Source organism: Actinoplanes aureus, assembly GCF_015704865.1.
Lineage (GTDB): Bacteria > Actinomycetota > Actinomycetes > Mycobacteriales > Micromonosporaceae > Actinoplanes > Actinoplanes aureus.
In genome coordinates this window covers 43,637-65,471 of record NZ_JADQTO010000015.1, presented here as the reverse complement: position 1 = coordinate 65,471, position 21,835 = coordinate 43,637, and the positions used below count along the sequence as shown (strand labels likewise).

Genomic DNA, 21,835 nt, shown 5'->3' with positions numbered 1-21,835 from the left:
TGCCAGAGTGGCAGCATGACGGGACGGCCGGAAGCCGACAATCCCGGCGAGGTCGTCGACGCGCTGCTGGCCCTGAGCCGGGTGTTCGTGGGCCTGGCGATCCGCACGCTGGCCTCGCTGGACGACGAGGTCACCCTGCCGCAGTTGCGCACCCTCGTCCTGCTGGTGTCACGCGGGCCGCTGCGAGCGGTCGACCTGGCGCAGGAGCTCGACGTCACACCGTCCACCGCGACCCGGATGTGCGACCGCCTCGTCCGCAAGGGACTGGTGGCCCGGCACTCCGATCCCGCCGACCGCCGGTCCACCCGGGTGACGCTGACGGCGGCCGGCCACGACCTGGTCGGCGAGGTGATGCGCCGGCGTGCCGCCGCCATCGCCGAGGTGGCCGGCGAGCTGACGATCGGCGATCCGGCGGACTTCGCCGCGACGGTCAACGCGTACGTGGAGGCCGCCGGCGACCTGCCGCAGGACCTGTGGCGGCAGCGCTGGACCAGCTCGGTCTATTCGGCCTCAGGCGGGTGGGCGGGGTAGCCGGACCGTCTCGCCGAAGAAGCGGCTGATCCGCGACACCACGGACTCGAACTCCTCGAGATCGATCGGCTTGGTGACGTACGCGTTCGCGTGATGGCGATAGCTGGCCAGCACGTCCGGCGGTGCGCCCGAGGTGGTCAGCACGATGACCGGGATGGCTCGCAGGGCGGGATCGTTCTTCACCTCGGCGAGGGTCTGCCGGCCGTCCATCCGGGGCATGTTCAGATCGAGCAGGATCAGGTCCGGTCGCTCGGCGCCGGAGAGGCCGCCGTCCGGGCCCAGCAGATCGAGCGCCTCGCGGCCGTCGCGGGCGCGCTGCACGGTCACCGGCAGGCTCGCCTGGGCGAGAACTTCCTCGATCATGAACGCGTCGGCGTCGTCGTCGTCCACGACGAGAATGCGCAGCGGATCGGTTCGGGTCGTCGACACCACGTCAGCCTAGCGTCGAATGTTTGCACCAGCGCAAGTGACCGTCCGTGTCGTAACACTCCGCAGCGCCGATCCCACGTCCGGATAGATCGGGAACAGCCCGTCGAGACGCATGGTGTGCAGCACGGTGATCACGAACCGGGAGGGCGCCACCAGGCACAACGACGCCCCGCGACGCTTGGCCGACCGGAACGCGCGGACCAGCAGCCCCAGCCCGGCCGAGTCGACCACGCCGACCTCACTCATGTCGATCACCACGTCGCGGCCCGCGCCGGTCAGTACCGGACGGACCTGGCCGACCAGGCTCCGATCGAGATCCGCACCCAGCGTGACGACCCGGACCGGGAAGCCGGCGACCTCGACGACGGTGACGACGTCCTCGCCGTCCCGGGCGGCCGCGGTCACCGGATCCTCCCTCGTCTGCGGTCGGCGGTCACCGCCACCAGGGCGACGCCTGCCGCGGCGAACAGGACCTGCAGGACCACCTCGGTCGCGGTCGGTCCCGGCCGTGCGGTGTTCGCCATCCGCGCCACGACGGTCGCCAGCACCGCCGCGGCGACACCGGCGGCGATCGGCAGCCACAGCGGCACGGTCCGGCCGCGGCGGACCAGCGTCCGGCCGGCGACGCCGACGACGACACCCACGGTCACCGCGATGATCAGGCTGAGCGCGGTCATGTGGGTCAGCGTGACCGGCCTGATCTGCGAAATCGGCCCGCACCGATGACAGTTGCGTGACAAAACGTGCCCGAGCCGGTCAGCGGGGCATCATGCGGATATGACAGCCGTGCTGCTGATCGAGGACGACGACCGGATCCGCCTGTCGCTGGCGATGGCCCTCGAGGACGAGGGGTACACCGCGTACACCGCGGCCACCGCCGAGGAAGGCCTGGCTGAACAGCGCCGCCGGCCCGCGGACACCGTGCTCATCGACCTGATGCTGCCCGGCATGGACGGCTACGAGTGCATCCGGCGGATGCGCCGCACCGACGACGTGCCGATCGTCGTGGTGAGCGCCCGCGACGACACCCACGACATCGTGGCGGCGCTGGAGGCGGGCGCCGACGACTATGTCGTCAAGCCGGTCGCGGTCAAGGAACTGGCGGCCCGGCTGCGGGCCCTGCGGCGCCGGGCCCGGACACTCCAGCAACCGGCGCCGGCCACCTCGGTGCTGACCTTCGGTGACCTGGAGGTTCGCCCGGAGGCCGGAGAGGTACGGGTGCGCGGCGAGCCGGTGGCGGTCACCCGTACCGAGTTCCGGCTGCTCTGCGAACTGGCCGACCATCCCGGGCTGGTCCTCTCCCGCCAGCAGCTGCTGCAGCGCGTGTGGGGCCACGAGTTCGGCGACGAACGGGTGGTCGACGTGCACGTCGGCCGGCTGCGCCAGAAGATCGAGCGGGAGACCGGGAGCCCGCGGCATCTGGTGACCGTGCGTGGCCTGGGATACAAGCTGCTGCCATGAAGGTGATGGGGCTGCGGGCCCGGGTGAGTGCCGCCTTCGCCGTCGGGGCGTTGCTGCTGTCGGCGTGCGTGAGCCTGGTGTCGTACGAGTCGACCCGCAACACTCTGCTCGCCGAGCGCGAAGGCACCGCCGTGCGAGCCACCTACTACGACGCGGCGGTCGTCGGCGCCGGCATCACCGGGACCGACCCGGACGTGCTGGAGGTGCTCCGCTCGCTGGACACCGGCTCCGACCGGTACGTGCTGCTGTACCTCGACGGCCGGTGGCACTCCCGCAGCGCGGACCTGGCCGCCGGCACCGCCGTACCCACCGCGCTGCGGGAGATGACGGCGCGCGGCGAGGCCGGGGCGCAGCGCATCCGGCGGGACGGCCGCGCGGCGCTGATCGTCGGTGTTCCGCTGTCCGGCTCCGCGGTCTTCTACGAGATCATCTCGCTGAGAGAGCTGCAGCGTACGCTCCAGACCCTGGCCCTGGTGCTCACCGCCGTCGCGATCATGGTCGCCGCCGCAGGCGCGGCCCTCGGCTGGTACGTGACCCGGCACGCGCTGCGGCCGCTGACCGCGGTAGCCGGCGCGGCCCGCGGCATCGCCGGCGGCGACCTCACCACGCGCCTCGACCCGCACACCGAACCCGACCTGGCGGCGTTGTCGGTCGCCTTCAACGACATGGCCGACCAGCTGGCCCGCCGGGTGGAACGCGACCGCAGGTTCGCCGCCGACGTCAGCCATGAGCTGCGGTCACCGCTGCAGACCCTCGAGGCCGCCGCCAGCGTGATCCACAAACGCCGCGACGAGCTCGACGAACGCGGCGCCGCCGCGATCACGCTGCTCACCGCCGAGGTGGCCCGCTTCCAGCAGCTGGTCAACGACCTGCTCGAACTGTCCCGCCGCGACCAGCCGGTGCTGCGCGAATCGGTGGACCTGGCCGAGCTGGCTCGCCGGGTGTGCCGGTCCCGCGACCTGCCCGGCGACCTGGTCGAGGTGGTACCCGGCACGCCGCCGGCCTGGCCGGTGGACCGGCGCCGGGTCGAGCAGGCCCTCGGTAACCTGATCGACAACGCGGTCCGTTACGGCGGCGGTCCGGTCGCGGTCCGGGTCGGTGCCGGCTTCCTGGAGGTGGACGACGCCGGGCCCGGCGTCGGCGTGGCGGACCGGGCGGGCATCTTCGACCGCTTCGTCCGTGGCCCGGCGTCCCATGCCCGCGGTGACGGTGACGGCACCGGCCTCGGCCTGGCCATCGTGGCCGAGCATGCCGCCGCGCACGGCGGCAACGCGACCGTGGGCGAGCGTCCCGGCGGTGGCGCGCGATTCCGCATCGATCTTCCCGGGCCAAGAACATGATCGCTGTACGCGCCCGCGCGGCGCTCGCCACGGCCCTGCTCCTGCTGGCCGGGTGTGGTGTGCCGGCGCAGGACGAGCCGCACCCGGTCACCCTGCCCCGCCCTCCGCTGGGCACCGCCTCGCCGGTCGCCAGCGCGGCAGCGGGCGGGGAGGCGGCGCAGGTCCTCTGCCTGGTGCGGGACAACCGGCTCACGCAGACCGTCCGGCGTGTCGACAGCGTGACCGACCCGCAACGGCAACTCGACCAGTTGGTGGCCGGTCCCACCGCCGCCGAACAGGCGCAGGGGCTGACCACCGCGCTGGCCGCCACCGCTCTGACGGTCACCCTGCCGCCAGGCGCGACCACCGCGACCGTCGAGGTCGGTGCGGCGGGGGAGGGCGCGGCACGCAGCGACGAGGTGCTCGCCTACGGCCAGATAGTGTGCACGCTGACCGCACGCACCGACATCGCCACCGTGGCCTTCGTCCGTGCCGGCCGGCCGTTGCAGGTGCCGCGCGGCGACGGCACGTTGTCGAGCAGCCCTCTGCGGGTGGCCGACTACCGCTCGCTCATCGGACCCGGGTGACGGCCGTCATGGTTTTGTCATGTCATCGCGGACCAGTCGAGTCATCGATCATGCAGCTTCCGGATATGGAAACTCTGCTTCGCGTGGTCCGGCCGGTGCTCGTCATCGCCCTGATCTTCGCCTCCGTCTCCGTGTTCGAGATGGCGCGGGGGTCGACCACCGCGGCGGTGCTGGTGGCGGTCGACGGAGCGCTCATCACCGCGTACGCGATCGGCCGGCAGGTGGCCAAGGTGCGCCTCGCCGGTTGCACCAAGTCGGCGCCGCGCTGACAACCGTCGTTCCCTTGCACGACGGTTGTTGTGTGGTGGCATGGCAGAACTGTCGATCCGGCTGCGGCCGGTCACCGAAGACGATCTTCCGATGTTCCAGCGCTTCGCCACCGAGCCGCACCTGATCGGTTTGGACTGGACGGGCTTTCGCGACGCACAGGGCGCCGGCCCGGCAGTTCGCCACGGACGGCTTCCTCGGCCCGGATGAGGGGCGGCTCATGGTCGAGGTCGATGAGCAGAACGCCGCCGGGTACGTGAGCTTCACCGCCGGCTCGTACGGCGCGGGCGCTCGGTTTTGGGAGATCGGGATCGCCCTACTGCCGCAGTGGCGCGGGCGCGGCATCGGGTGGCAGGCGCAAGCCATGCTGTGCGACTACCTCTTCACCCACACCCCGGTCCAGCGCATCCAGGCGGGCACCCACGCGGAGAACGTCGCCGAGCAGAAGTCCCTGGTGAAGGCCGGATTTCAGCTGGAAGGCGTGATCCGTTCCTGCGAGTTCCGGGCCGGTCAGTGGCGGGACGGTCAGATGTACAGCCGGCTCCGGGACGACCCGTTCGGCTGATCGCGTGGCCTTCGTGGTCAGGGTCTTGTCCGGCCCAACGTGGGCGCTGTCTCAACGGCCTCAAGACAACACTCACGTTGGGCCGAGAAAACGCCGTTCCGAACGTCCCGGTCTGCAGATCGGGACGCCGGACGTCCCCGGTCAGCTGACCGCGCGGGCGGCCGGCCAGCAGGTGCTCGCACCCTCGCAAGTCGCCAGGCCATGCAGGGCGGCGCTCAGTTCGGACAGGCGCCCAGGGGCGAGCTTCGCCACCAGGTTGAGCATCTGGTGAGGATCCGAGCGGCGGTCGTAGTACTCCCGCCCGCCGTCCACATACTCGACATAGGTGAACGAGGACGTCCGCAGCGCCTCGTACGCGGGTGGGATGTTCTCGGTGAACCTGGTGTAGTCCGGGTCCGCGGGATCGGTGGCAGGGTCGCTGTGTTCGATCAGCGCCGCCCTACGCCACAGGGCGGGGATCCCGCCGGCCAGCAGCGGCCGGATGCTGCGGCCGTCCACGTGCGCCGGCACCGTGGTCCCGGCCAGGTCGGCGAAGGTCGGCCGCAGGTCGACGTTCTCCACCACCGCGCTGATGACCTGGCCAACCTTCACCCCGGCACCGGCGGCGACCAGCGGCACGTTGACATCAAGGTCGAAGGCGGTCTGCTTGCCGGGAGCCAGCCGGTACTCGCCCATGTGGTAGCCGTTGTCCGAACTGAAGACCACCAGGGTGCGGCCGGCGATCCCGGCCTTCGTCAGGGTCGCCCGCAGGTCGCCGATCATGCGGTCGACGGCCTGCACCGACTGGACCCGCCGGCGGAAGTTGTAGTCGATGTGCCTCAGCTGTGCCGACGTGAGCGGCGAATGCCTGGCCAGCCACTTCGGGGCGTTGACCGGCACCCTTCCGAACGCGGCGGTGCGCGGCGCGGTCAGGCCCGGGAACGAGGCGGCGTCCCGCGGAGCCGGTCGATACGGCCGATGCGGCGCGTACGTCGACACCTCGACCAGGAACGGCTTGCCCTCGGCGGCCGTACTGGTGATGAACTTCCGCGCTTTCGCGGAGAGCACGTCGGTGAGGTAGTCCTGCGGCCGCGTCCCGTACCAGCGCAGTCTCCCGTTCTCGTTGAGCGTGTAGTTGACGTTGGCATAGTCGTTGCCGCCGGCGAACCACTGGTCCCAGCCCGGCGGCACGTACGGTTTGCCGGCGACGACCGTCTTCCTGGGCTCGTACTCGTTGAGGTATTTACCGAGGAACGCGGTCCGGTACCCGGCCGCCTGCAGGTCGGTGGCGAAGGTCGACCTCTCCTGGCCGCGGCGGTGAAAGAGGCGGAAGCCCCCGTCCGAACCGTGGTTCTTGACGATCCCGGTGTTGTGCGGGTACCGCCCCGTCAGCATGGAGGCCCGCGACGGGCAGCACAGCGAGTCGGTGACCGTGTAATTCGTGAACGTGGTGCCGTCCCGCTGGAGGGCGAGCACGTTCGGCATGTACCGCACCAGGTTCTTCGACAGGTCGTCGACCAGCACGAACACGATGTTCGGCCGGACCGCTGCCGGCGGCGAGGTGGCGATCTCACGTTCCGGCCGGCAGGCGGCCGTCAGCAGCGCCGCGACGAGCAAGATGATCAGGGTACGGCGAGGGCGCGACGACATCTGGTGCGGTGGCTCCGTCCGAATGAGATGACCATCGGCAGGCTAGCGGGCGCCGTGCCGTCGCCGGGCTGACCTCGCCGAGGATCCCCTGCGGACAGCGGTCAGATCCGGCGGGTCAGCCGCCACCAGAGCGACGGCTCGGCCACCGTGGCGTCGGCGCGCAGCTGTACCCGTACCCCGGATGCCTCGGCCGTGCCCACCACCTCGCCGGCGGTGACCGCATCGCCGGACCCGGTGTCCTTGATCTTGATCGGCACCTCCAGGCCGGGCCAGCCGATCACCTTCAGCGGGTCGGCCGGGGTGACCGTCGCGGTGGCGCCCCAGGCGGTCTCCAGCTCGCCGGCCGGCGTCGCGGCGAGTAACTCGTACTCCTTGACGACCTTACGCACCGTAGTGAGCAGCTTGCGGACCACCCGGTTGACGTTGTCCAGCTGCTCCGGCGTGTTCGCGCCGGGCTGGTTGAACACCGCCCCGACCAGGATCAGGGTGCGGCTGCCGACCTTGACCCGGGAGGCGAACAGCAGATTGCCGCCGGCCTCGTCGGTGGAGCCGGTCTTGATGCCGAAGACGCCCGCCTCACCGAGCAGATCGTTGTAGTTGCTGATCTGCCCGGCCACCGGGATGGTCGCCTGCTCCAGCTCGACGATCTCGGCGAAGACCGGGTTCTTGACCGCGGCCCGGCCGAGGATGACCTGGTCAGCGGCGGTGCTGATGGTGGTGGGGAGAAAGCCGCTCGGGTCGGTGTACTCGGTGTCGGACATGCCCAGCTCGTCCGCGGCGGCGTTCATCTTCGCCACGAAGGCGCTCTCGCTGCCGGCGTCCCAGATGGCGAGCTGGTGTGCGACGTTGTTGGCCGACGGCAGCATCAGGGCTTCCAGGGCGTCACGTTCGGTGAGCTTGGTGCCCTCACGGACGGGTACCAGGGACTGGTTGGTCGCGATCCGCGATCGGTAGTCGGCGACATCGGCCGCGGTGACGGTGAGTGATGGGCCTTCCTGGTTCCCGCTGAGCGGATGCTCCTGGAGGATCACGTAGGCGGTCATCACCTTCGCGACGCTGCCGATCGGCTCGGCGGGACCCTCGCCGGAGCCGCCCAGCCGGCCCAGGCCTTCGATCATCAGCTCGGCGGTGCCGTCGGCCGGCCAGGGCAGGTCCGGCGTTTCCCCGGGGATGCGCTGGGTCGTGTCGATCGAGGTGGTGAGGGTGGCCTCCGGCAGGTCGCGGGTGAGCTGGGCCGCGGCGCCGGCGCCGGTCAGGGCGAGCAACGCGGCCAGCGCGATCAGGAGGGCGGGGAGGACGCGACGCTTGCGCTTTGCCTTCTCCGGCGGGGACTTCTTCGGTACGCCTTCGCGGCCGGCGTCGTTCGGCGGGCTGCTCGCCGGGCTGCCGTAGAGCGTGCCGCCTGCCTTGCTGTCCGGCGGAGTGGGCGGCACTTTGGCCGAGCCGACGGCCGGACTGGGGGTGGTGGACGGTGTTGTCGCAGGCTTGGCCTGGTCCTCCGGCCTTGGCGCCTGCGTCATCGACCCGCTCCCTCCGGCCCGGACCACCCGGGCGTCCGAGCCAGTATTGCCGGAGGGGTCAACCCGATTCAGTCACCCGGTTTCTTCCCCGCTACGCAGAATCGGTTGCCCTCGGGGTCGGCGAGCACCACGTACGGAAGCTCCCCCGGATGCCGCTCACCCGCCTCCGGGTAGTGCGGCCAATCGACCCGCCGCGCGCCGAGTCGCACCAGCCGGTCCACCTCGGCGTCGAGATCACGGCCGTCGGTCTCCAGGTCCAGGTGCACCCGGGGGAGCTCCTGAGCAGGGCTTTCGCTGGTGTCCATCGCGATGGCCGCCCCGGACACTCCCGGGGGTGGCTCGATCACGATCCAGTCGTCGCCGTCCCACCGGGGCGGGCGCCGCACGTAGCCCAGCGCCTCGATCCAGAAGGCCCCTGCTCGTTCCGGGTCGCCGACACCGAGGGAGATCTGCGCGAGCACGGTCATCGGCTGATCGTAGGCCACAAAGTGTCAGACCCCGGTCGTAAGGTCACGGGCATGACGACGATTCAGACCCACACTCTCGCCCTGCCCGGCGTCGATCTGGTCTACGACGTCCGCGGCCCGCTGCCCCCGTCCGGCGGGCGGCCGGTGCTGCTCCTGATCGGCCAGCCGATGACCGCGGAGGGCTTCACCGCGCTCGCCAGCCACTTCACCGACCGGACGGTCGTCACCTATGACCCACGTGGCTTGGGCCGCAGCGTCCGCAAGGACGGGCGTAATGATCACACACCACAGGATCAGGCGGCCGACCTGCATCAGCTGATCGAGGTGCTCGGCGCCGGCCCGGTCGACCTGTTCGCCAGCAGCGGTGGCGCGGTGACCGCCCTGGAGCTGGTCGCGACCCACCCCGGTGACGTGTCCACGCTGGTGGCGCACGAGCCCCCGATGAACGGGGTGTTGCCCGACGCCGAGGGCGCCGACCGGGCGCGGGCCGGGTTCCACGAGGCGTATCAGGCGAAGGGATGGGGCGCGGGCATGGCCGCGTTCATGGCGATGACGTCATGGCAGGGTGAGTTCACCGAGGAGTATTTCGCTCAGCCCGCCCCGGACCCGGCGGCGTTCGGCATGCCGGTCGAGGACGACGGCGGCCGCGAGGACCCGTTGCTGTCGAAGGTTTCCTGGGCGGTCAGCGACTACCGGCCCGACCCGTCCGTGCTCGCCGCGGCGCCGACCCGGATCGTGATCGCGGTGGGGGAGGAGACCGGTGACACGTATACGGCGCGGACCGCGCATGCCACCGCGGCGCTGCTGGGCCAGGAGGCGACCGTGTTCCCCAGCCACCATGGCGGCTTCCTCGGCGGGGAGTTCGGTTACGCGGGCAAGCCCGACGAGTTCGCGGCGAAGCTGCGGGAGGTTCTGGACGCCGGCTGAAGTTTCCCGGCCCGGCTGTCATCAATCGAAGCTGGCGGAGGCGTTTCGCTACCGTGACGTTCGAAGAGTTCGTTTCCGCCCGCCTCACCAGCCTGGTGCGCTACGCCACGGTGGTCACCTGGGACCCGCACCTGGCCGAGGACATCACGCAGAACGTGCTGGTGCGAGCGCAGGCCCGCTGGTCGCGGATCAACCGGATGGACGCCCCCGAGTCGTATGTGAAGCGCATGGTCGTCAACGAGTTCCTGTCCTGGCGGCGGCGCCGGGAAGCTCGGTCGGTCCCGCTCTCCGGCGAGTCCCTGGCGGGGTTCATGCCGGCGGCACCCGACCAGACGGCGCAGCGTGACGACCGGGACGCGATGATGCGGCTGATCGCCACCCTGCCACCCCGGCAACGGGCGGTGATCGCGCTCCGGTTCTACGAGGACCTGCCGGTCGAGCAGATAGCGGAGATTCTCGGCTGTCGAACGGTCACCGTCCGTACCCATCTGATGCGTGCCCTGGCAGCCTTGCAGACCGCCCTGCCGGCCACGCTCGTGACCACCGGGGAGCAGTCGTGACCATCGAAGATCTCATCCGCGCCGCGCAGGAGCACCAGGCGGACCGGTCGGTGCCCGCCGACCGGATCCGGGCGGCACTGCCACGGCGAGCCGCCCGCGCAAACCGGCACCGCCGATACGGCATGCTCGCCGCCGGCCTGACCGCGGCAGCCGTCGCGACCGCTGTGACCGTGCCCGCGCTGGCGCTGCGAGACGACAGTCCCGCCGTCACCGCCGAACCGGCCGCGCCGCCCGCTTCCGGCCCGGCGTCCGCTACGCCCAGCTCGCAGCCCGCACCCGGCGCAGCCCTCCCCACGCAGGTGAAACTGGAATACCGGCCCACCTGGGTGCCGTCCGGTTTCGCCGAGCACATCCGGCACTTCAACGTCGGCGAGCCCGGCGACAGCCTAGGCCCGACCCTGATGCGGGTCTGGAAGAAGAGCGTGAGCGCCGGCGACCCGTGGGGCGGCACCGAGCTGTCCCTCTATATCCGCACCGAAGCGACCGACGCCGCGGCGGCCATCGACACCAGCGGCCAGAAGGTCGACATCAACGGCGCGCAGGGCTTCTACACGCCACCCCAGGGCGACCGGAAGTCCTCGGTGAACTGGACCCTCGACGACCACACCGCGTTGACCATCGCCGCCCTCAAGGTCGACATCAGCAAGAACGACCTGCTCCGCATGGCCCGATCGGTGCGACCCGACCCGGGTGTCAGCCCGGTCCCGGTGAGCCCGCGCTGGCTCCCGCCCGGCTGGGAAACCACCGGAGCCGAGGTGAGCGGCCCGTCCCAGGACACCTGGCGCAGCTACGTCTACGCGGTCCGGCGCGCTCCGGAGCCGAGCACGGACGCCGACCGGAAGGCGGCCAAGGAGGGCAACAGCCAATCCGGCGAACTGTCCGTAACCGTCGGCACCACCACGGACGCCCCGTCCGGCGGCGACCGGTTCACCGTCGGCGGCCACCCCGCCCGGCATCCGGTCCGCACCGACGAGCCCGGCAAACGCCTCATCTACCTGGTCGTCGACCTCGGCGAGGGCCGCCTGATGACCCTGATCGGCTCGGGCGCCGGTCTCACCCTGGACGATCTGAAGAAGGTCGCCGAGAAGACCGAGATCACCCCAGCCGGCCTGGCCTGGCTGGGCGGGTAGAGGTTTGCTGCCGGTCACTCTCGCCCTTCGGTACGAGTGACCGGCCGTCCCGCCGGATCGGCCCCGTCCCGCACAGCGGGCGCAGCCCGGTCCCACTCCCCGTCCCAACGCGGCGCAGCCTGCCGAGTTCGGACTCGGGTGGGCATGAAGACCTCCGACGTCAGGGTATTTTCAAGACATCCATCGATGGCCTGCGTCACCAACGTCCATGGACAGAACAGCTAGGCGTCGACGACGCCTACTACGCGGAATACGCCACCCACTCGTTTTGCGTTTCCACCGTCGAGGAACGCCAGCACGCCCGGAACGGCATGAGCGAGCGCCACCGACCGAACTCGAGCCCGGGTTCTCGTCACGCGACGGCGCTCACCGTTCGACGTGGGCCGCGAGGTTTGCCAGCGAGGACGCGAGCCCGGCCGCGTGATCCTCTTCGGAAATCCCTGCGGGGACGTCGTCGGCTCGGATGTCTACGCGTGTCCCGTCATCGGTTGCGGTCACTGCCCAGGTCATCGTCATGGTGCTCGCATAGTCGGGGTCATCGGCGACGAAGTTGACAGCCTGCACCACTCGTACACCGGGAACGATGTCTAAGAAGCGAGCTTCAACGATGTCGGAGTCCGCAGTTGTCTTGCCCGAGGCGGGCGAGGCGTCTGCGTAGGTAAGCACCATCCGGTACGAACCACCTGGCCGGGCATCAAATCGTTCGAACTTCGCGCTCATCCCGGCCGGCGGAAGCCATGCGATCAGAGCGTCCGGATCGACGAGTGCAGCGAAGACACGATCGGGAGGGGCCGCGATCACCCGGGAGGCTCTGTCTGTCCGTGACATGACCTCTTCGTAGCACATCGTCAGGTGCCCGCCTCTCGGCAGAACAGGACACCTGGACGCGTCACCACAGCGACGCACCGTGACGGCTGACCCGGCGGCAGATCCGTGTACGTGACCTTGACGTTCGCGGGGCCGGACGCGAGCCGGCCTGGGGTCAATTGAGTTCCCGACTCAACTCCTTGACGAGCCGTCGCTCCAGTCGCCCCGCCGAGATCTTGCGGTCGTCGGTGGACTTCCAGCCAGACCGTTCATAGACCTGAACGGCCCGCTTGTTGTCATCGATCACCCAGAGTTCGAGGCCACCGACTCCGGTCACACGAGCAAGGTCCTCCGTATATGCAAGCAGACTGCGACCGATTCCGGCCCCCCATGCCTCGGGAGCGACGGCGAGGTAGACCAGCTCGAGCACTGATTCATGGGTCACGACGAGCGCAAACCCGGCAGGCTCGCCGCGCAGGTGGGCGACATGCAGAGAACCGGCGCCGGTCGACAGCCGGTGCTGGATACCGGGCAGCTTCTTCTCGACCGGGGCAGGTACGAGGAGGCTGTCTCGCTTGGCGGTGGCACGAGCCCAGATACCCGCCGCAACGCGTTGGCTCCCGGTGCTGTCGTCCCTGGTAATCCTGATATCCGCAACGCCGTCCGACTCTGTCGCTGGCTCATCCACGAGCGACGAGCCTAATGGTGTCTACTCTTCCGTCGTGGCACGGACTCGTATCAGGAGCATCGTCGTTGCGGACATCGCCTACCGATGGACCGTCGGGCTGGCCGGTCCGGGCCATGTCAAGGTCAAGCTGTGGCGTGACGGACCCGAGCCCGGCGGTGCATTGGAGGTCGTGGTGACCTTTGATGACCCATGGCTGAACTATGGACCGATCATCACCGCACCTGCCGATCGAGTGTCCGAAGTGTTCGAACTAAGCCCGATCGCCCCGGCTCTGGTCGCGAAGGTCGTCCGGCAGGCACTTGAGGCGGGCTGGCAGGCACATCACAGCGGAACGACGCGGTTCCGGCTCACCCGCGACCGCGAACGGTTGGAGCCATCACCCTAAATTGAGATCACTTAGAACTCGACGGACGGGCGCGGCCGACCCGCATGAACGTCTGGGCCAGCGGGCGGCGACGGCGGCAGCCTTGCGGTGTACGACGCAGCCTCAGCGCTGATCCTCGCCGTAGAAGACCGCGGTCAAGCGAGGCAGCAGGCGACGCATCCGTTTCTCGTCCTCAAAGTCGAAGTGCTCTCCGGCCGGCCCTGGCCCAAAGGTCCCAGCGGTAGGCGTCCCGCTCGAACAGCTCGTCCTGCGCCTCCCGGAAGGCCACCAACTCGGCGAGCGGCCGGCCCCGTAACACCTCAACGAGCGCCGCAGGCACCTCGTCGACATCGTCCGCCCGCGTACGCGCGGCGTCGACGATCTCCCAGAAACGATCTCTGTCCACGCCGGCATTCTGCCTTTACGTCGCGGCCTGCACGCCGCCGGCGGACAGTGGGCCGCTCAATACGGCCTCGCGCTCCGACCGCGGCATCAGCTACCGTCCTCCCGCGCGCCGGGCAAAGGCACATGGGAAGGGTGCGTCATGTTAAGTCATGTTGCCCAAGAGGCGGGCTCGCCCGCGGAGGCATGAGCCGGTTCGAGTCCGGTAGCCCGGCGCGCGCTGACAGCGGCATGAGCGGACGTCCAGGGGCGGCGATAGATCGTTCACCGATCATGAACCTCGCCCTGAGCTACGGCTCGGTGCGGGTGTCGACCGGAGTGCCGAGCGCCACCGTCCGCGAGACTGTGCAGAGCCGGTCGTGCGACATCCGCGCCGCGCGCGGCAGCGCCTCCCGGGCCGCGTCGCCGGCGGCACCTTCCGGAAACGTGACGCGCAACTCCACGGTCAGGTTGACCAACCGGTTACCGCCGGTCTCATCACGGACTTTGTCGCCGGTGACCTGGACGGAAAAACTGTCCGGCTCCGCGCGCTTACTAGTGATGTAGTCAACGTCCGCGCCCGTGCAGCTACCGAGCGCGGCGAGCAGCAGCTCTACCGGCGTGAAGTCGGTGCCGTCCCCGACGCCGACGACTATCGTGCCGCCGCGGGCGTTGTGCACCTCGTACTGGCCGAGGCTCGTACGCTGCAGGGTCACCGAACGTAGGGTGTCGTCCGCCATACCGGTGAACCTATACCACCATGATCGCGGCATCCTTCACGCCCTCATACCCATCTGAGCGACGCCTCGATGACGGACAGCCGGGTCACGAACGACAGCTTCGTGGTCAGGGTCTTGTCCGGCCCAACGTGGGTGCTGTCTGGCGGCCGTTGAGACAGCAGTGAGGTTCGGCCAAGCAAGATCACCGCTGGGGGACCCTGACTGCGGAAGCCCTCTGGTTAGAGTTCCTCGTCTGATTTCCGCTCGACGAGACTCGCAGATTCAGCGCCAGGCACGAGGTCCCACCCGGCGGGCCAGCAGTCTTGACTGTCGCTTCGGTTCACGACACGACTGTTGTCGAACCTGACATCCCCGTCGAAAGCCGCTTCGGCGAAACTCACGTCGTCCCCGGAGAACGTCACCGTGCCGAAGTAGGTGTCGCCTCGAAAAGCTGATTCGGTGAAGGTACAGCCGCTGAGGAATCGTGCATGGCTGAAAACGGTGAAGTCGCCGAAGGCCGCCCGCGTGAACCAGGCGGCTGCGGTGAACACCGACGAATGGAACATCGCATCTCCGGCGAAGCGAACCCCTCCGAACATCGCGTTCGCGAGGAACCGCACCTCGCCGAAGGTCGCCGACCTGTGAAAGCTCGCCCTGCCGAAGTAGGCGTCCTTGCGGAAGGTGGCGCCGCTGAAGTACGCGTCGCCCAGGAACTCGGCGCTGCCGAATTGGACGTCCTCCAGGAAGGTCGCTTCACCGAAGCCGACCGAGCCGTAGAACGACGCGCGCCCGAACTTGGCCACGCGCACGACACACCTGCGGAAGTCGAAGCCCAGGAGGGTGGCCTCGCTCAGATCGACGTCGATGCCCGGCCAGAAGGCGCGATCAGGCGACCCGCCCCGCCGGATCAGGTCGTCGACATCGGCCCCCTCCGGTACCCGAAGGTGGTCTCGCAGGATTCTCTGGGCAGTCACGCGTACTTGAAGCTCTTGGTGCTCGTCCCGGCCGTCGTCCGTTGTGGCCTCGTCGGCGGGGTCGGCAGACGTCTTGGCCGGCAGCTGCTTCTCCTCGTCCGACGAATAGCGCGAAGCAGGCGGCTGGTAGGGCATGCGAAGGTACCCGCAGAGGACATCGACAACGGTCTGGCGCTGGTCGACGTTTTTCTGGGCTACCCGTTCCAGGGCATACAGTCCGCCGAGACGGACCACGCCATCGGCGTGACCCAGTTGCTCGACCGCTTTCACGTAGAGTTCCGTCACCCGCCGCTCTGCCGCGTCGGCCTCGACATGGGACTGCTTTCGCAGTTCGAGATCATGCGCATGCTCCGTGACCAGTTGGCGGCGGAAGTTCAGGAGAAGAGCGGCCACGGCGGCAGCGGCGGCGAAGCATCCGAGGCCGTACTTGACGGCGGAGATGTGCAGGGAGGGCCGTTCCGCGCTGGCGGCGCCATTCGCGATGATCCACATGAAAGCGAAGGCGGCGATGCCGAGGACGGCCACCCCGAAGCTTGCCAGCAGAATCCCGGTGTTCGACAGGAAGTTGGGCCGGAGAGGGCCGTACCCGCTGCCTCCTGGCTCTGTCCTGGCGTGGCTGATCTGCTGGCCTGGCGCCGGCCCGCCGTCCATCGAGACCGGCACCCGGCGCCGGCGGATCCTTGGTCGCTTGAACACGAGCAGCATGGTCGCAGATGTGGGCCGGACGGCCGCGAGAGAGGGTTACTTCGACATCCACGGAGATCCGGCTTCCATTGACAGCGAGCACGCGCGGTTAGGCCTGGCCCAGGCTTGCCAGGCCGATCAGGTTGCCCTCTGGGTCGGTGAAGTGCGCTACGACCAGCTCGGTGCCGGGCGAGCGCGCCGGACCCATCACTCGCGTACCGCCCAGGCTCTCGGCCTTGGTCAGGGCGGCCTCGATGTCGGGCACCTGGACGTAGAACACCGTGTGTGGCTGGAAGCCGGCACCGCCGCCCACGCCGCCGGGGATCGTCTCGCCCTCGGTGAATCCGTACGTGCCGGGCTCGGAGACTTCGGCGGACACCGGTCCGCCGGTGGCGAACTGCCAGCCGAAGAGTTCGTTGTAGTAGCCGCGGAGCCTGCCGGGGTCGGCTCCGATGACTTCGAAGTGCACCACTGGCTGTCCCATGTCTGCCTCCGTTAGTTGTTGAAAACAACTCTGTGGTTGTAATATAGCACCATGCCTACTAATCGTTCCTATGTCGACGCCTGCGGGATCGCTCGGGCCCTCGACGTGATCGGTGAGCGGTGGGCGTTGCTGCTGGTGCGGGAGCTGCTGCTCGGGCCGCAGCGGTTCGTCGACCTGCGGCGTGCTCTGCCCGGAGCCAGTTCCAATCTGGTCGCCGACCGGCTGCGGGAGATGCGGGAGCGAGGAGTGATCAGCCGGCGTCGGTTGCCGCCGCCGGCCGGATCCGATGTGTATGAGCTGAGCGAGTGGGGCCGTGAGCTGGAGCCGATCGTGCTCGCCCTGGGTGGGTGGGGGATACGGGTGCCGGTTCCGGCGGGCGCCACGCTCAGTGCCAGCTCGGTTCTGCTCTATCTGCGTGGGTCCGTCGACCCCGGCGAGCGCACGTTCCGGGTGCAGCTGGACGATCGGGTCTGGACGGTGCGGGCTGAAGGCGGGGAGGTCGTCGTCGAGCCGGGCGAGCCGCAGCGGGCGGACGGGTCGCTCCGCACCGACCCCAGGACGCTGAACGAGCTGCTCGCGGACCCGGCCGCCCTGCCATCGGCGATCGCCGACGGCAGGGCCGAAACCGTGGGAGACCTGACGCGGCTGATCAGCCGGGTGCGCTGAAGCGGGTCAGGATCAGCCGGCGCCGCTGAATCGGGGAGTGGCGCGGCCATACTCCGGCGGCAGGAAAGGCCAGGACAACTCCCGGCCGTCGAGCCGGCCGGGCGGGCTGATGCCGGTCCACCCGTTGCCGAGGCCAACTCGATAGGCATCGACGTTCGGTGGGTCGTCACGCGTACCCGATGGGGGGTTGATGCCCTGGTCCAGCAGCCACCGCGCGGTCCGGGCGAGCGACACCGAGACGTGCGAGATCTCGCCGCTGCGGGCCCGCAGGGCCAGCGCGGTGAGTACGCCGGCGGCCAGCAGGTAGCCGGTGGCGTGGTCGAGCAGCTGGCACGGCAGCGCGCCGGGGCGGGTGCCGTCGCCGGCCGCCCAGCCGATGCCGGTGGCGATCTGCACCAGGCTGTCGAAGCCGCGCCGCCGCTCCCAGCCGGGTGTGTCTCCCCAGGCCGAGAGGGTGGCGACGATGGTGCCGGGGAGCTGATCCGGTTCGAGGCCGAACCGGCGCAGCGCGCCCGGCCGGTAGCCGGTCACCACCACGTCAGCTTCGGCGGCCAGCCTTTGCAGTGCCTCGCGGCCGGCTTCGGTGCTCGCATCCAACGCGGTGCTTCGCTTGCCGATGACCCCGTCGAGGGCGTGCAGCGGCAGTTCGGGGCGGTTCGGGTCGTCGACGCGCAGCACGTCGGCGCCGAGCGCGCCGAGCATCCGGGTGCCGACCGGGCCGGCGATCACCCTGGTCAGGTCCAGCACACGAAGGCCGGACGCCGGCAGCGGGCCCGGCGGCGGCATCGGCCGGGCCGAGCCGGCGGGAACGATTCCGATCAGCGGACCGGCGGGAGCCTGCCACCGGTCCGGGGTGCGTGCGGCCACCGCCAGCCCGCCGGCGTCGTAGACCAGGCGTTCCACGTCGGCCGGGGGAAGGTCGCCGATGGCGGCGGCCAGCCGCGCTTCCACGGATGGGCCGTCGGCCACCCCGAGGGCGGCCAGCAGGGCGGTCCGGTGCCAGGGATAGTTCGCATGGGTACGCACCCAGCCGTCCTCAGCCGCCCACAGCCGGGACAGTGGCGCGAACCCGTCGACCCCCTTTCCCGCGGGATCACGGAGCCACACCTCACTCCGCACCGCCGCTGCCACGTGCGCGGTGTCCAGAACCACCTCGGGACGGCGGCCGGTCCGTGCGTGAGTCAGGTCCGCGGCGGCGGTGAGGCAGGCGGCCACCGAGGCCACCGCACAGTCCGCCACAGCCAGGGGCGAGGACAGCTCCGCCGGCCGGGGATCGCCGATCAACTGCGGCTCCGGAAGACCAAGAACGTTCACCGGTACATCCTTGCGGGATGCGAACCTTGATGGCGAGCGTCCCGGGCCGGCCCGGCCGCATCAACCAAGACTTCACCGGAGCGGTCCCGGGGACGGCCGTGCTGATCGACGGCGCCGGGATTCCGGGTGCGGAAGGGCTCTGCCGGCACGGCGTCGCCTGGTACGCCACCCGGCTGGGCGCCACCCTGCTCGGCCTGCTGTCCCTGGAACCGGAACGCGGCCTCACCCCGCTGCTCGCCACGGCCATCGAGCAGGTGACCGGCGAGCACCGCGACACCTGCGCCGTGACCGATCCGATCAGCCCGTCCGCCACCGTCGCCATCCTGCGCCGCAGCGGTGACCTCGTCGAGTATCTGGTGCTCGGTGACACGTACGTCGTCCTCGACCGGATCGACGGCCCGCCACTGGTCGTCACCGACCCGCGCGAGGTGGTGATAGCCGCGCCGTACCAGGCTGCCCTGGAAGCCGGCGCCGACCGGGAAACCGTCCTGCGAGAACTGCGAGCCCACCGCAACCAGCCGGGCGGCTTCTGGCTGGCCAAGGACGACCCCCTGGCCGCCGGTGAGGCGATCACCGGAAGCAGTCCGATCGCCGGGCTGGCCGGCGCCGCCCTGCTCAGCAACGGCGCCGCCGGCATCGTCGACCCGCTGCGGCTCGCCGGCTGGCCCGAGGTCATGTCGGTGCTGAGGTCGAGCGGCCCGGACGAGATCATCCGCCGGGTGCGGGCGGCGGACGCCACCCCGGACGACGCGACGATCACGGTCCTCGGATTGGCGTGAGCGATGAGCGGGCACAGAACAGGCGACAGCGATGACGAGGAGGTTGCGATGCCCGCGCGCAAGGACATGCCGAGCACGCTCCAGCGCTCGCCGAAGAAGGCGCAGAAGACGTACGTGAAGGCGCACGACGCCGCCGTCAAGGAGTACGGCGAAGGGGAACGGGCGCACCGGACGGCGTTCGCCGCGGTGAAGCACTCGTTCGAGAAGGTCGGCGATCACTGGGAGCCGAAGGACAAGAAGGGCCCCAGCGACAAGAAAGCGGCAGGCGGCCGGGACACGAAGGCCAAGACCAAGGGCGGCGTCGACGCGAACGCGAGCAAACAGCACCTGATGGACGTGGCGAAGAAGCTGGACATCAGCGGCCGGTCCAAGATGACCAAGCCGCAGCTGGTCGACGCCATCCAGAAGGCGAACGCGAGCAGCACCCGCAAGGCCCGCGGCAAGTAGTAAAGAGGATCAGGCACGTTCCAGGGGCGTGTTCGCCGGCCCCTGGATCACCGTGCCGTCGACGCCGAACCGGGAACCGTGGCAGGGGCACTCCCACACCTTCTCGGCGTCGTTGAAGTGCACGATGCAGCCCAGGTGCGTGCACCGCGCCGATACGGCGTGGACGGTACCGGCGTCGTCGCGGTAGACGGCACACTGCCGTCCACCGATCCGGACCACGGCGCCGGAGTCCGGCCCGATGTCGTCGACCGAGTCGACGTGGGACGGCCGGAGCCGGTCGCCGACGAAGTGCCCGGCGACCTTCGCCTGGAGTTTCAGCATGGAGCCGGCCTCGCGGGCCAGGTTGAGGCGGCGCGGGTCGTACAGGCCGGTCCACTCCGGTTCGGTTCCGCTGATCAGCGCGGCGAGCAGCTGGCCGGCGAGCACGCCGCTGCTCATGCCCCACCCGCCGAAGCCGGTGGCGACGTACACGTTGTCGGCGCCGGGGTGGAACCGTCCGATGAAGGGCACCCGGTCGGTGGAGGTGTTGTCCTGGGTGGCCCAGCGGTACGCGATCGGCGTGCCCGGGAATCGGTCCCGGGTCCACTCGATGAGCCGCTCCCAGTGCTCGACGACCCCGTCGGTGCCCGGCGTGAAGTGCTCACCGGTGACGATGAGCAGCCGCTGCCCGTCCCGGTACGGCGCCGTACGCACCGACCGGGTGTTCTCCTCCGTGGTGATGAAGACGCCGCGCGGATCGAGTTCGGCGGGAATCGGCCCGGCCACCACGATCTCGCGGCGCGGCTCCATCCGGGCGAACAACAGCCCCCGATCGAAGACCGGGTAGTGGGTGGCGATCACCACCTGCCGGGCGGTGACCGTGTGCCCGGCCTCGGTCGTCACCGTGCACGGGTGGCCCTCGTCAAGGCCGGCCACCCGCGTGCGTTCGAAGATCTGCCCGCCGCGCCGGGTCAGGTCCTCCGCCAGCGCCAGCAGATATTTCCGCGGATGGAACTGGGCCTGGTTCTCCACCCGTACCGCGCCGGCGACCGGGAAGGGCAGACCGGTCTCCTCGACCAGCGACGCGGGCAGGCCGGCCTCGGCGGCGGCCGCCACCTCGTCCCGGATCGCGTCCAGCTCGTCCGGCGACTCCGCGTAGGTGAACGCCGGAACCCGTTCCAGCTCACAGTCGATGCCCAGCCGGGACGACAGCGCGGCGACCCGCTCCACGGCCTGCTGCTGCGACTGCGCGTACCGCCGCGCGCCCTCCGGGCCGGCCGAGTCGCGTACCCGGGCGTAGATCAGCGTGTGCAGTGCGGACAGTTTCGCCGTGGTGTAGCCGGTGACGCCGGCCGCGATCCGGTCCGCTTCGAGCAGCGCCACCCGGTGCCCGGCCTCGGTGAGCTCCCACGCCGCGGAGAGCCCGGCGATCCCGCCGCCGACCACCACCACGTCGGTCTCCAGCTCATCGGTGAGCGATGAATACGCGGTCGCCGGCGTGGAATCCATCCAGTAGGACTCGAGCATGCCCCGCCGACTACCCGCCCGAGATTCCGGCAAACGGGCGTCAGACCGCCCGGGGCAACTTCACCGTCACGGTGACCGCGGTCCGGGCGCGGCTGCTGCTGATCTGCATGCTGTCCGTCAGCTGCCGGGCGAGGAACAGCCCCCGCCCACCGAACGACATGACCGGGGGAGGTACGTCGTCGCCCGCCGGCTCGTCGGTGAAGCCCGGGCCGTAGTCGGTCGTGACGCAGGTCAGCAGATCGCCGTCGCGGCGCAGGGCCACTCGTCCCCACCCGCCGCCGTGCCGTACCGCGTTGGTCAGCAGTTCGTAGACGGCCAGGACGAAGTCCGACAGCGCGTCGCCGGCCAGGCCGAAACCGCCGGCCGCCTCGATGATCAGATGCCGGGTCTCGCTCACGTTCGCCGCGGTGAACAGGCGCGGTGTGAAGGTCAGGCCGTCACCGCTCGGGGGCGGCGGGCCACCGTAGCGGGCGAGCTCGGTGGTGATGTCGCGTGCGACGGCGACCGCTCGGGCGGCGTCGGCCTGCAGCCGCACCGCCTCGGCCACCGCCGCATGGGCGCGGCGAACCGGCGCGGCGACAACCTGATTGCTCGTCACCCACCATGCATACCCGATCTCGGCGGAAGTGC

The 21,835-nt window shown here is 70.1% G+C and carries 29 protein-coding genes; 14 read left to right on the top strand and 15 right to left on the bottom strand.

The window, feature by feature from the left end:
* Nucleotides 1-15 precede the first annotated feature (15 nt).
* Complete coding sequence (locus I4J89_RS28760) at nt 16-531, top strand: MarR family winged helix-turn-helix transcriptional regulator (protein WP_196417229.1); 516 nt, start codon at nt 16-18, stop codon at nt 529-531.
* Here the strand turns inward: I4J89_RS28760 and I4J89_RS28755 are convergent.
* Genes I4J89_RS28755 through I4J89_RS28745 form a run of 3 tightly spaced genes read right to left on the bottom strand, consistent with a single transcriptional unit; the run spans nt 511 to nt 1,637 of the window.
* The gene (locus I4J89_RS28755; protein WP_373688169.1) at nt 511-960 is read right to left on the bottom strand and encodes a response regulator; all 450 of its coding nucleotides are present in this window, start codon (nt 958-960) and stop codon (nt 511-513) included. The two genes, I4J89_RS28760 and I4J89_RS28755, sit on opposite strands and share 21 nt — an antisense overlap.
* A 9-nt stretch (nt 961-969) precedes the next feature.
* Nucleotides 970-1,365, bottom strand: coding sequence for an STAS domain-containing protein (locus I4J89_RS28750; protein ID WP_196417227.1), 396 nt, complete (start codon nt 1,363-1,365; stop codon nt 970-972).
* Complete coding sequence (locus tag I4J89_RS28745) at nt 1,362-1,637, bottom strand: GlsB/YeaQ/YmgE family stress response membrane protein (protein ID WP_196417226.1); 276 nt, start codon at nt 1,635-1,637, stop codon at nt 1,362-1,364. Before I4J89_RS28745 ends, I4J89_RS28750 begins: the two co-directional genes overlap by 4 nt.
* Before the next feature lie 100 nt (nt 1,638-1,737).
* On the opposite strand from I4J89_RS28745, the gene I4J89_RS28740 reads away from it, so the two are divergent.
* The 6 genes from I4J89_RS28740 to I4J89_RS28720 all read left to right on the top strand — a co-directional run bounded on the left by I4J89_RS28740 (nt 1,738) and on the right by I4J89_RS28720 (nt 5,159).
* Nucleotides 1,738-2,421: a response regulator transcription factor gene (locus I4J89_RS28740; RefSeq protein ID WP_196417225.1), complete on the top strand. Its 684-nt coding sequence runs from the start codon at nt 1,738-1,740 to the stop codon at nt 2,419-2,421.
* Entirely contained in the window at nt 2,418-3,761 is a 1,344-nt protein-coding gene (locus I4J89_RS28735; RefSeq protein ID WP_196417224.1) for a sensor histidine kinase, read from the top strand. The genes I4J89_RS28740 and I4J89_RS28735 overlap by 4 nt, the downstream gene beginning before the upstream one ends.
* A complete protein-coding gene (locus I4J89_RS28730) occupies nt 3,758-4,327 on the top strand; it encodes a GerMN domain-containing protein (protein WP_196417223.1) in 570 nt (189 codons plus the stop codon). Before I4J89_RS28735 ends, I4J89_RS28730 begins: the two co-directional genes overlap by 4 nt.
* Before the next feature lie 65 nt (nt 4,328-4,392).
* Entirely contained in the window at nt 4,393-4,596 is a 204-nt protein-coding gene (locus I4J89_RS28725; RefSeq protein WP_196417222.1) for a hypothetical protein, read from the top strand.
* A 40-nt stretch (nt 4,597-4,636) separates the two neighbouring features.
* On the top strand, nt 4,637-4,804 hold the full coding sequence (locus I4J89_RS49950; protein ID WP_230859773.1) for a hypothetical protein: 168 nt from the start codon (nt 4,637-4,639) through the stop codon (nt 4,802-4,804).
* A 10-nt stretch (nt 4,805-4,814) separates the two neighbouring features.
* On the top strand, nt 4,815-5,159 hold the full coding sequence (locus tag I4J89_RS28720; RefSeq protein ID WP_230859772.1) for a GNAT family N-acetyltransferase: 345 nt from the start codon (nt 4,815-4,817) through the stop codon (nt 5,157-5,159).
* Between the two features lie 141 nt (nt 5,160-5,300).
* Here the strand turns inward: I4J89_RS28720 and I4J89_RS28715 are convergent, their stop codons facing one another.
* The 3 genes from I4J89_RS28715 to I4J89_RS28705 form a co-directional block, all read right to left on the bottom strand.
* Nucleotides 5,301-6,755: a sulfatase family protein gene (locus I4J89_RS28715; protein WP_230859771.1), complete on the bottom strand. Its 1,455-nt coding sequence runs from the start codon at nt 6,753-6,755 to the stop codon at nt 5,301-5,303.
* A 134-nt stretch (nt 6,756-6,889) separates the two neighbouring features.
* Nucleotides 6,890-8,308: a D-alanyl-D-alanine carboxypeptidase family protein gene (locus I4J89_RS28710; RefSeq protein WP_196417220.1), complete on the bottom strand. Its 1,419-nt coding sequence runs from the start codon at nt 8,306-8,308 to the stop codon at nt 6,890-6,892.
* A 68-nt stretch (nt 8,309-8,376) separates the two neighbouring features.
* Complete coding sequence (locus I4J89_RS28705) at nt 8,377-8,775, bottom strand: VOC family protein (RefSeq protein WP_196417219.1); 399 nt, start codon at nt 8,773-8,775, stop codon at nt 8,377-8,379.
* Nucleotides 8,776-8,826: 51 nt separating this feature from the next.
* On the opposite strand from I4J89_RS28705, the gene I4J89_RS28700 reads away from it, so the two are divergent.
* The 3 genes from I4J89_RS28700 to I4J89_RS28690 are packed head-to-tail and all read left to right on the top strand — an operon-like array spanning nt 8,827 to nt 11,392.
* Complete coding sequence (locus I4J89_RS28700) at nt 8,827-9,702, top strand: alpha/beta fold hydrolase (RefSeq protein WP_230859770.1); 876 nt, start codon at nt 8,827-8,829, stop codon at nt 9,700-9,702.
* Between the two features lie 53 nt (nt 9,703-9,755).
* Complete coding sequence (locus I4J89_RS28695) at nt 9,756-10,262, top strand: SigE family RNA polymerase sigma factor (protein ID WP_196417218.1); 507 nt, start codon at nt 9,756-9,758, stop codon at nt 10,260-10,262.
* Nucleotides 10,259-11,392 (top strand): hypothetical protein, encoded by a 1,134-nt coding sequence (locus I4J89_RS28690; protein WP_196417217.1) that lies wholly within the window; start codon nt 10,259-10,261, stop codon nt 11,390-11,392. The genes I4J89_RS28695 and I4J89_RS28690 overlap by 4 nt, the downstream gene beginning before the upstream one ends.
* 366 nt (nt 11,393-11,758) lie before the next feature.
* On the opposite strand, the gene I4J89_RS28685 is transcribed toward I4J89_RS28690, so the two are convergent.
* Nucleotides 11,759-12,238 (bottom strand): SRPBCC family protein, encoded by a 480-nt coding sequence (locus I4J89_RS28685; RefSeq protein ID WP_230859769.1) that lies wholly within the window; start codon nt 12,236-12,238, stop codon nt 11,759-11,761.
* A gap of 136 nt (nt 12,239-12,374) precedes the next feature.
* Entirely contained in the window at nt 12,375-12,887 is a 513-nt protein-coding gene (locus tag I4J89_RS28680) for a GNAT family N-acetyltransferase (RefSeq protein ID WP_196417216.1), read from the bottom strand.
* Nucleotides 12,888-12,921: 34 nt separating this feature from the next.
* On the opposite strand from I4J89_RS28680, the gene I4J89_RS28675 reads away from it, so the two are divergent.
* The gene (locus tag I4J89_RS28675; RefSeq protein WP_196417215.1) at nt 12,922-13,272 is read left to right on the top strand and encodes a hypothetical protein; all 351 of its coding nucleotides are present in this window, start codon (nt 12,922-12,924) and stop codon (nt 13,270-13,272) included.
* A gap of 172 nt (nt 13,273-13,444) precedes the next feature.
* On the opposite strand, the gene I4J89_RS28670 is transcribed toward I4J89_RS28675, so the two are convergent.
* From I4J89_RS28670 to I4J89_RS28655, 4 genes are all read right to left on the bottom strand, one after another.
* Nucleotides 13,445-13,657 carry a DUF4240 domain-containing protein gene (locus I4J89_RS28670; RefSeq protein WP_196417214.1) on the bottom strand — a complete coding sequence of 71 codons (213 nt, stop codon included), beginning with the start codon at nt 13,655-13,657 and terminating at the stop codon, nt 13,445-13,447.
* A gap of 286 nt (nt 13,658-13,943) precedes the next feature.
* Nucleotides 13,944-14,372 (bottom strand): OsmC family protein, encoded by a 429-nt coding sequence (locus tag I4J89_RS28665; RefSeq protein ID WP_196417213.1) that lies wholly within the window; start codon nt 14,370-14,372, stop codon nt 13,944-13,946.
* Between the two features lie 218 nt (nt 14,373-14,590).
* Nucleotides 14,591-16,030, bottom strand: a complete 1,440-nt coding sequence (locus I4J89_RS28660; RefSeq protein WP_196417212.1) for a pentapeptide repeat-containing protein — start codon at nt 16,028-16,030, stop codon at nt 14,591-14,593.
* A gap of 88 nt (nt 16,031-16,118) precedes the next feature.
* On the bottom strand, nt 16,119-16,493 hold the full coding sequence (locus I4J89_RS28655) for a VOC family protein (RefSeq protein WP_196417211.1): 375 nt from the start codon (nt 16,491-16,493) through the stop codon (nt 16,119-16,121).
* Between the two features lie 51 nt (nt 16,494-16,544).
* On the opposite strand from I4J89_RS28655, the gene I4J89_RS28650 reads away from it, so the two are divergent.
* Nucleotides 16,545-17,159: a winged helix-turn-helix transcriptional regulator gene (locus I4J89_RS28650; protein ID WP_196417210.1), complete on the top strand. Its 615-nt coding sequence runs from the start codon at nt 16,545-16,547 to the stop codon at nt 17,157-17,159.
* Between the two features lie 12 nt (nt 17,160-17,171).
* Here the strand turns inward: I4J89_RS28650 and I4J89_RS51615 are convergent, their stop codons facing one another.
* Complete coding sequence (locus tag I4J89_RS51615) at nt 17,172-18,473, bottom strand: CoA transferase (protein WP_196417209.1); 1,302 nt, start codon at nt 18,471-18,473, stop codon at nt 17,172-17,174.
* Between the two features lie 17 nt (nt 18,474-18,490).
* Between I4J89_RS51615 and I4J89_RS28640 the strand changes: the two genes are divergently transcribed.
* Both I4J89_RS28640 and I4J89_RS28635 read left to right on the top strand, forming a co-directional pair.
* On the top strand, nt 18,491-19,252 hold the full coding sequence (locus I4J89_RS28640; RefSeq protein ID WP_230859768.1) for a hypothetical protein: 762 nt from the start codon (nt 18,491-18,493) through the stop codon (nt 19,250-19,252).
* A gap of 48 nt (nt 19,253-19,300) precedes the next feature.
* Entirely contained in the window at nt 19,301-19,699 is a 399-nt protein-coding gene (locus I4J89_RS28635) for a ChaB family protein (RefSeq protein WP_196417208.1), read from the top strand.
* A gap of 9 nt (nt 19,700-19,708) precedes the next feature.
* On the opposite strand, the gene I4J89_RS28630 is transcribed toward I4J89_RS28635, so the two are convergent.
* Entirely contained in the window at nt 19,709-21,205 is a 1,497-nt protein-coding gene (locus I4J89_RS28630) for an FAD-dependent oxidoreductase (RefSeq protein WP_196417207.1), read from the bottom strand.
* A 40-nt stretch (nt 21,206-21,245) separates the two neighbouring features.
* Nucleotides 21,246-21,803 carry an ATP-binding protein gene (locus I4J89_RS49940; RefSeq protein ID WP_196417206.1) on the bottom strand — a complete coding sequence of 186 codons (558 nt, stop codon included), beginning with the start codon at nt 21,801-21,803 and terminating at the stop codon, nt 21,246-21,248.
* Nucleotides 21,804-21,835 lie beyond the last annotated feature (32 nt).

Excerpts from the sequence above, each read along its gene's own strand:
- I4J89_RS28630 (WP_196417207.1), bottom strand. The coding sequence starts at position 21,205 with ATGCTCGAGTCCTACTGGATGGATTCCACGCCGGCGACCGCGTATTCA.
- I4J89_RS28700 (WP_230859770.1), top strand. The coding sequence starts at position 8,827 with ATGACGACGATTCAGACCCACACTCTCGCCCTGCCCGGCGTCGATCTG.
- I4J89_RS28710 (WP_196417220.1), bottom strand. The coding sequence starts at position 8,308 with ATGACGCAGGCGCCAAGGCCGGAGGACCAGGCCAAGCCTGCGACAACA.
- I4J89_RS28730 (WP_196417223.1), top strand. The coding sequence starts at position 3,758 with ATGATCGCTGTACGCGCCCGCGCGGCGCTCGCCACGGCCCTGCTCCTG.
- I4J89_RS28635 (WP_196417208.1), top strand. The coding sequence starts at position 19,301 with ATGCCCGCGCGCAAGGACATGCCGAGCACGCTCCAGCGCTCGCCGAAG.
- I4J89_RS28725 (WP_196417222.1), top strand. The coding sequence starts at position 4,393 with ATGGAAACTCTGCTTCGCGTGGTCCGGCCGGTGCTCGTCATCGCCCTG.
- I4J89_RS28665 (WP_196417213.1), bottom strand. The coding sequence starts at position 14,372 with ATGGCGGACGACACCCTACGTTCGGTGACCCTGCAGCGTACGAGCCTC.
- I4J89_RS28660 (WP_196417212.1), bottom strand. The coding sequence starts at position 16,030 with ATGCTGCTCGTGTTCAAGCGACCAAGGATCCGCCGGCGCCGGGTGCCG.
- I4J89_RS28640 (WP_230859768.1), top strand. The coding sequence starts at position 18,491 with ATGCGAACCTTGATGGCGAGCGTCCCGGGCCGGCCCGGCCGCATCAAC.
- I4J89_RS28720 (WP_230859772.1), top strand. The coding sequence starts at position 4,815 with ATGGTCGAGGTCGATGAGCAGAACGCCGCCGGGTACGTGAGCTTCACC.
- I4J89_RS28655 (WP_196417211.1), bottom strand. The coding sequence starts at position 16,493 with ATGGGACAGCCAGTGGTGCACTTCGAAGTCATCGGAGCCGACCCCGGC.
- I4J89_RS28745 (WP_196417226.1), bottom strand. The coding sequence starts at position 1,637 with ATGACCGCGCTCAGCCTGATCATCGCGGTGACCGTGGGTGTCGTCGTC.
- I4J89_RS28735 (WP_196417224.1), top strand. The coding sequence starts at position 2,418 with ATGAAGGTGATGGGGCTGCGGGCCCGGGTGAGTGCCGCCTTCGCCGTC.
- I4J89_RS28705 (WP_196417219.1), bottom strand. The coding sequence starts at position 8,775 with ATGACCGTGCTCGCGCAGATCTCCCTCGGTGTCGGCGACCCGGAACGA.
- I4J89_RS28685 (WP_230859769.1), bottom strand. The coding sequence starts at position 12,238 with ATGTGCTACGAAGAGGTCATGTCACGGACAGACAGAGCCTCCCGGGTG.
- I4J89_RS28650 (WP_196417210.1), top strand. The coding sequence starts at position 16,545 with ATGCCTACTAATCGTTCCTATGTCGACGCCTGCGGGATCGCTCGGGCC.
- I4J89_RS28760 (WP_196417229.1), top strand. The coding sequence starts at position 16 with ATGACGGGACGGCCGGAAGCCGACAATCCCGGCGAGGTCGTCGACGCG.
- I4J89_RS28740 (WP_196417225.1), top strand. The coding sequence starts at position 1,738 with ATGACAGCCGTGCTGCTGATCGAGGACGACGACCGGATCCGCCTGTCG.
- I4J89_RS49950 (WP_230859773.1), top strand. The coding sequence starts at position 4,637 with ATGGCAGAACTGTCGATCCGGCTGCGGCCGGTCACCGAAGACGATCTT.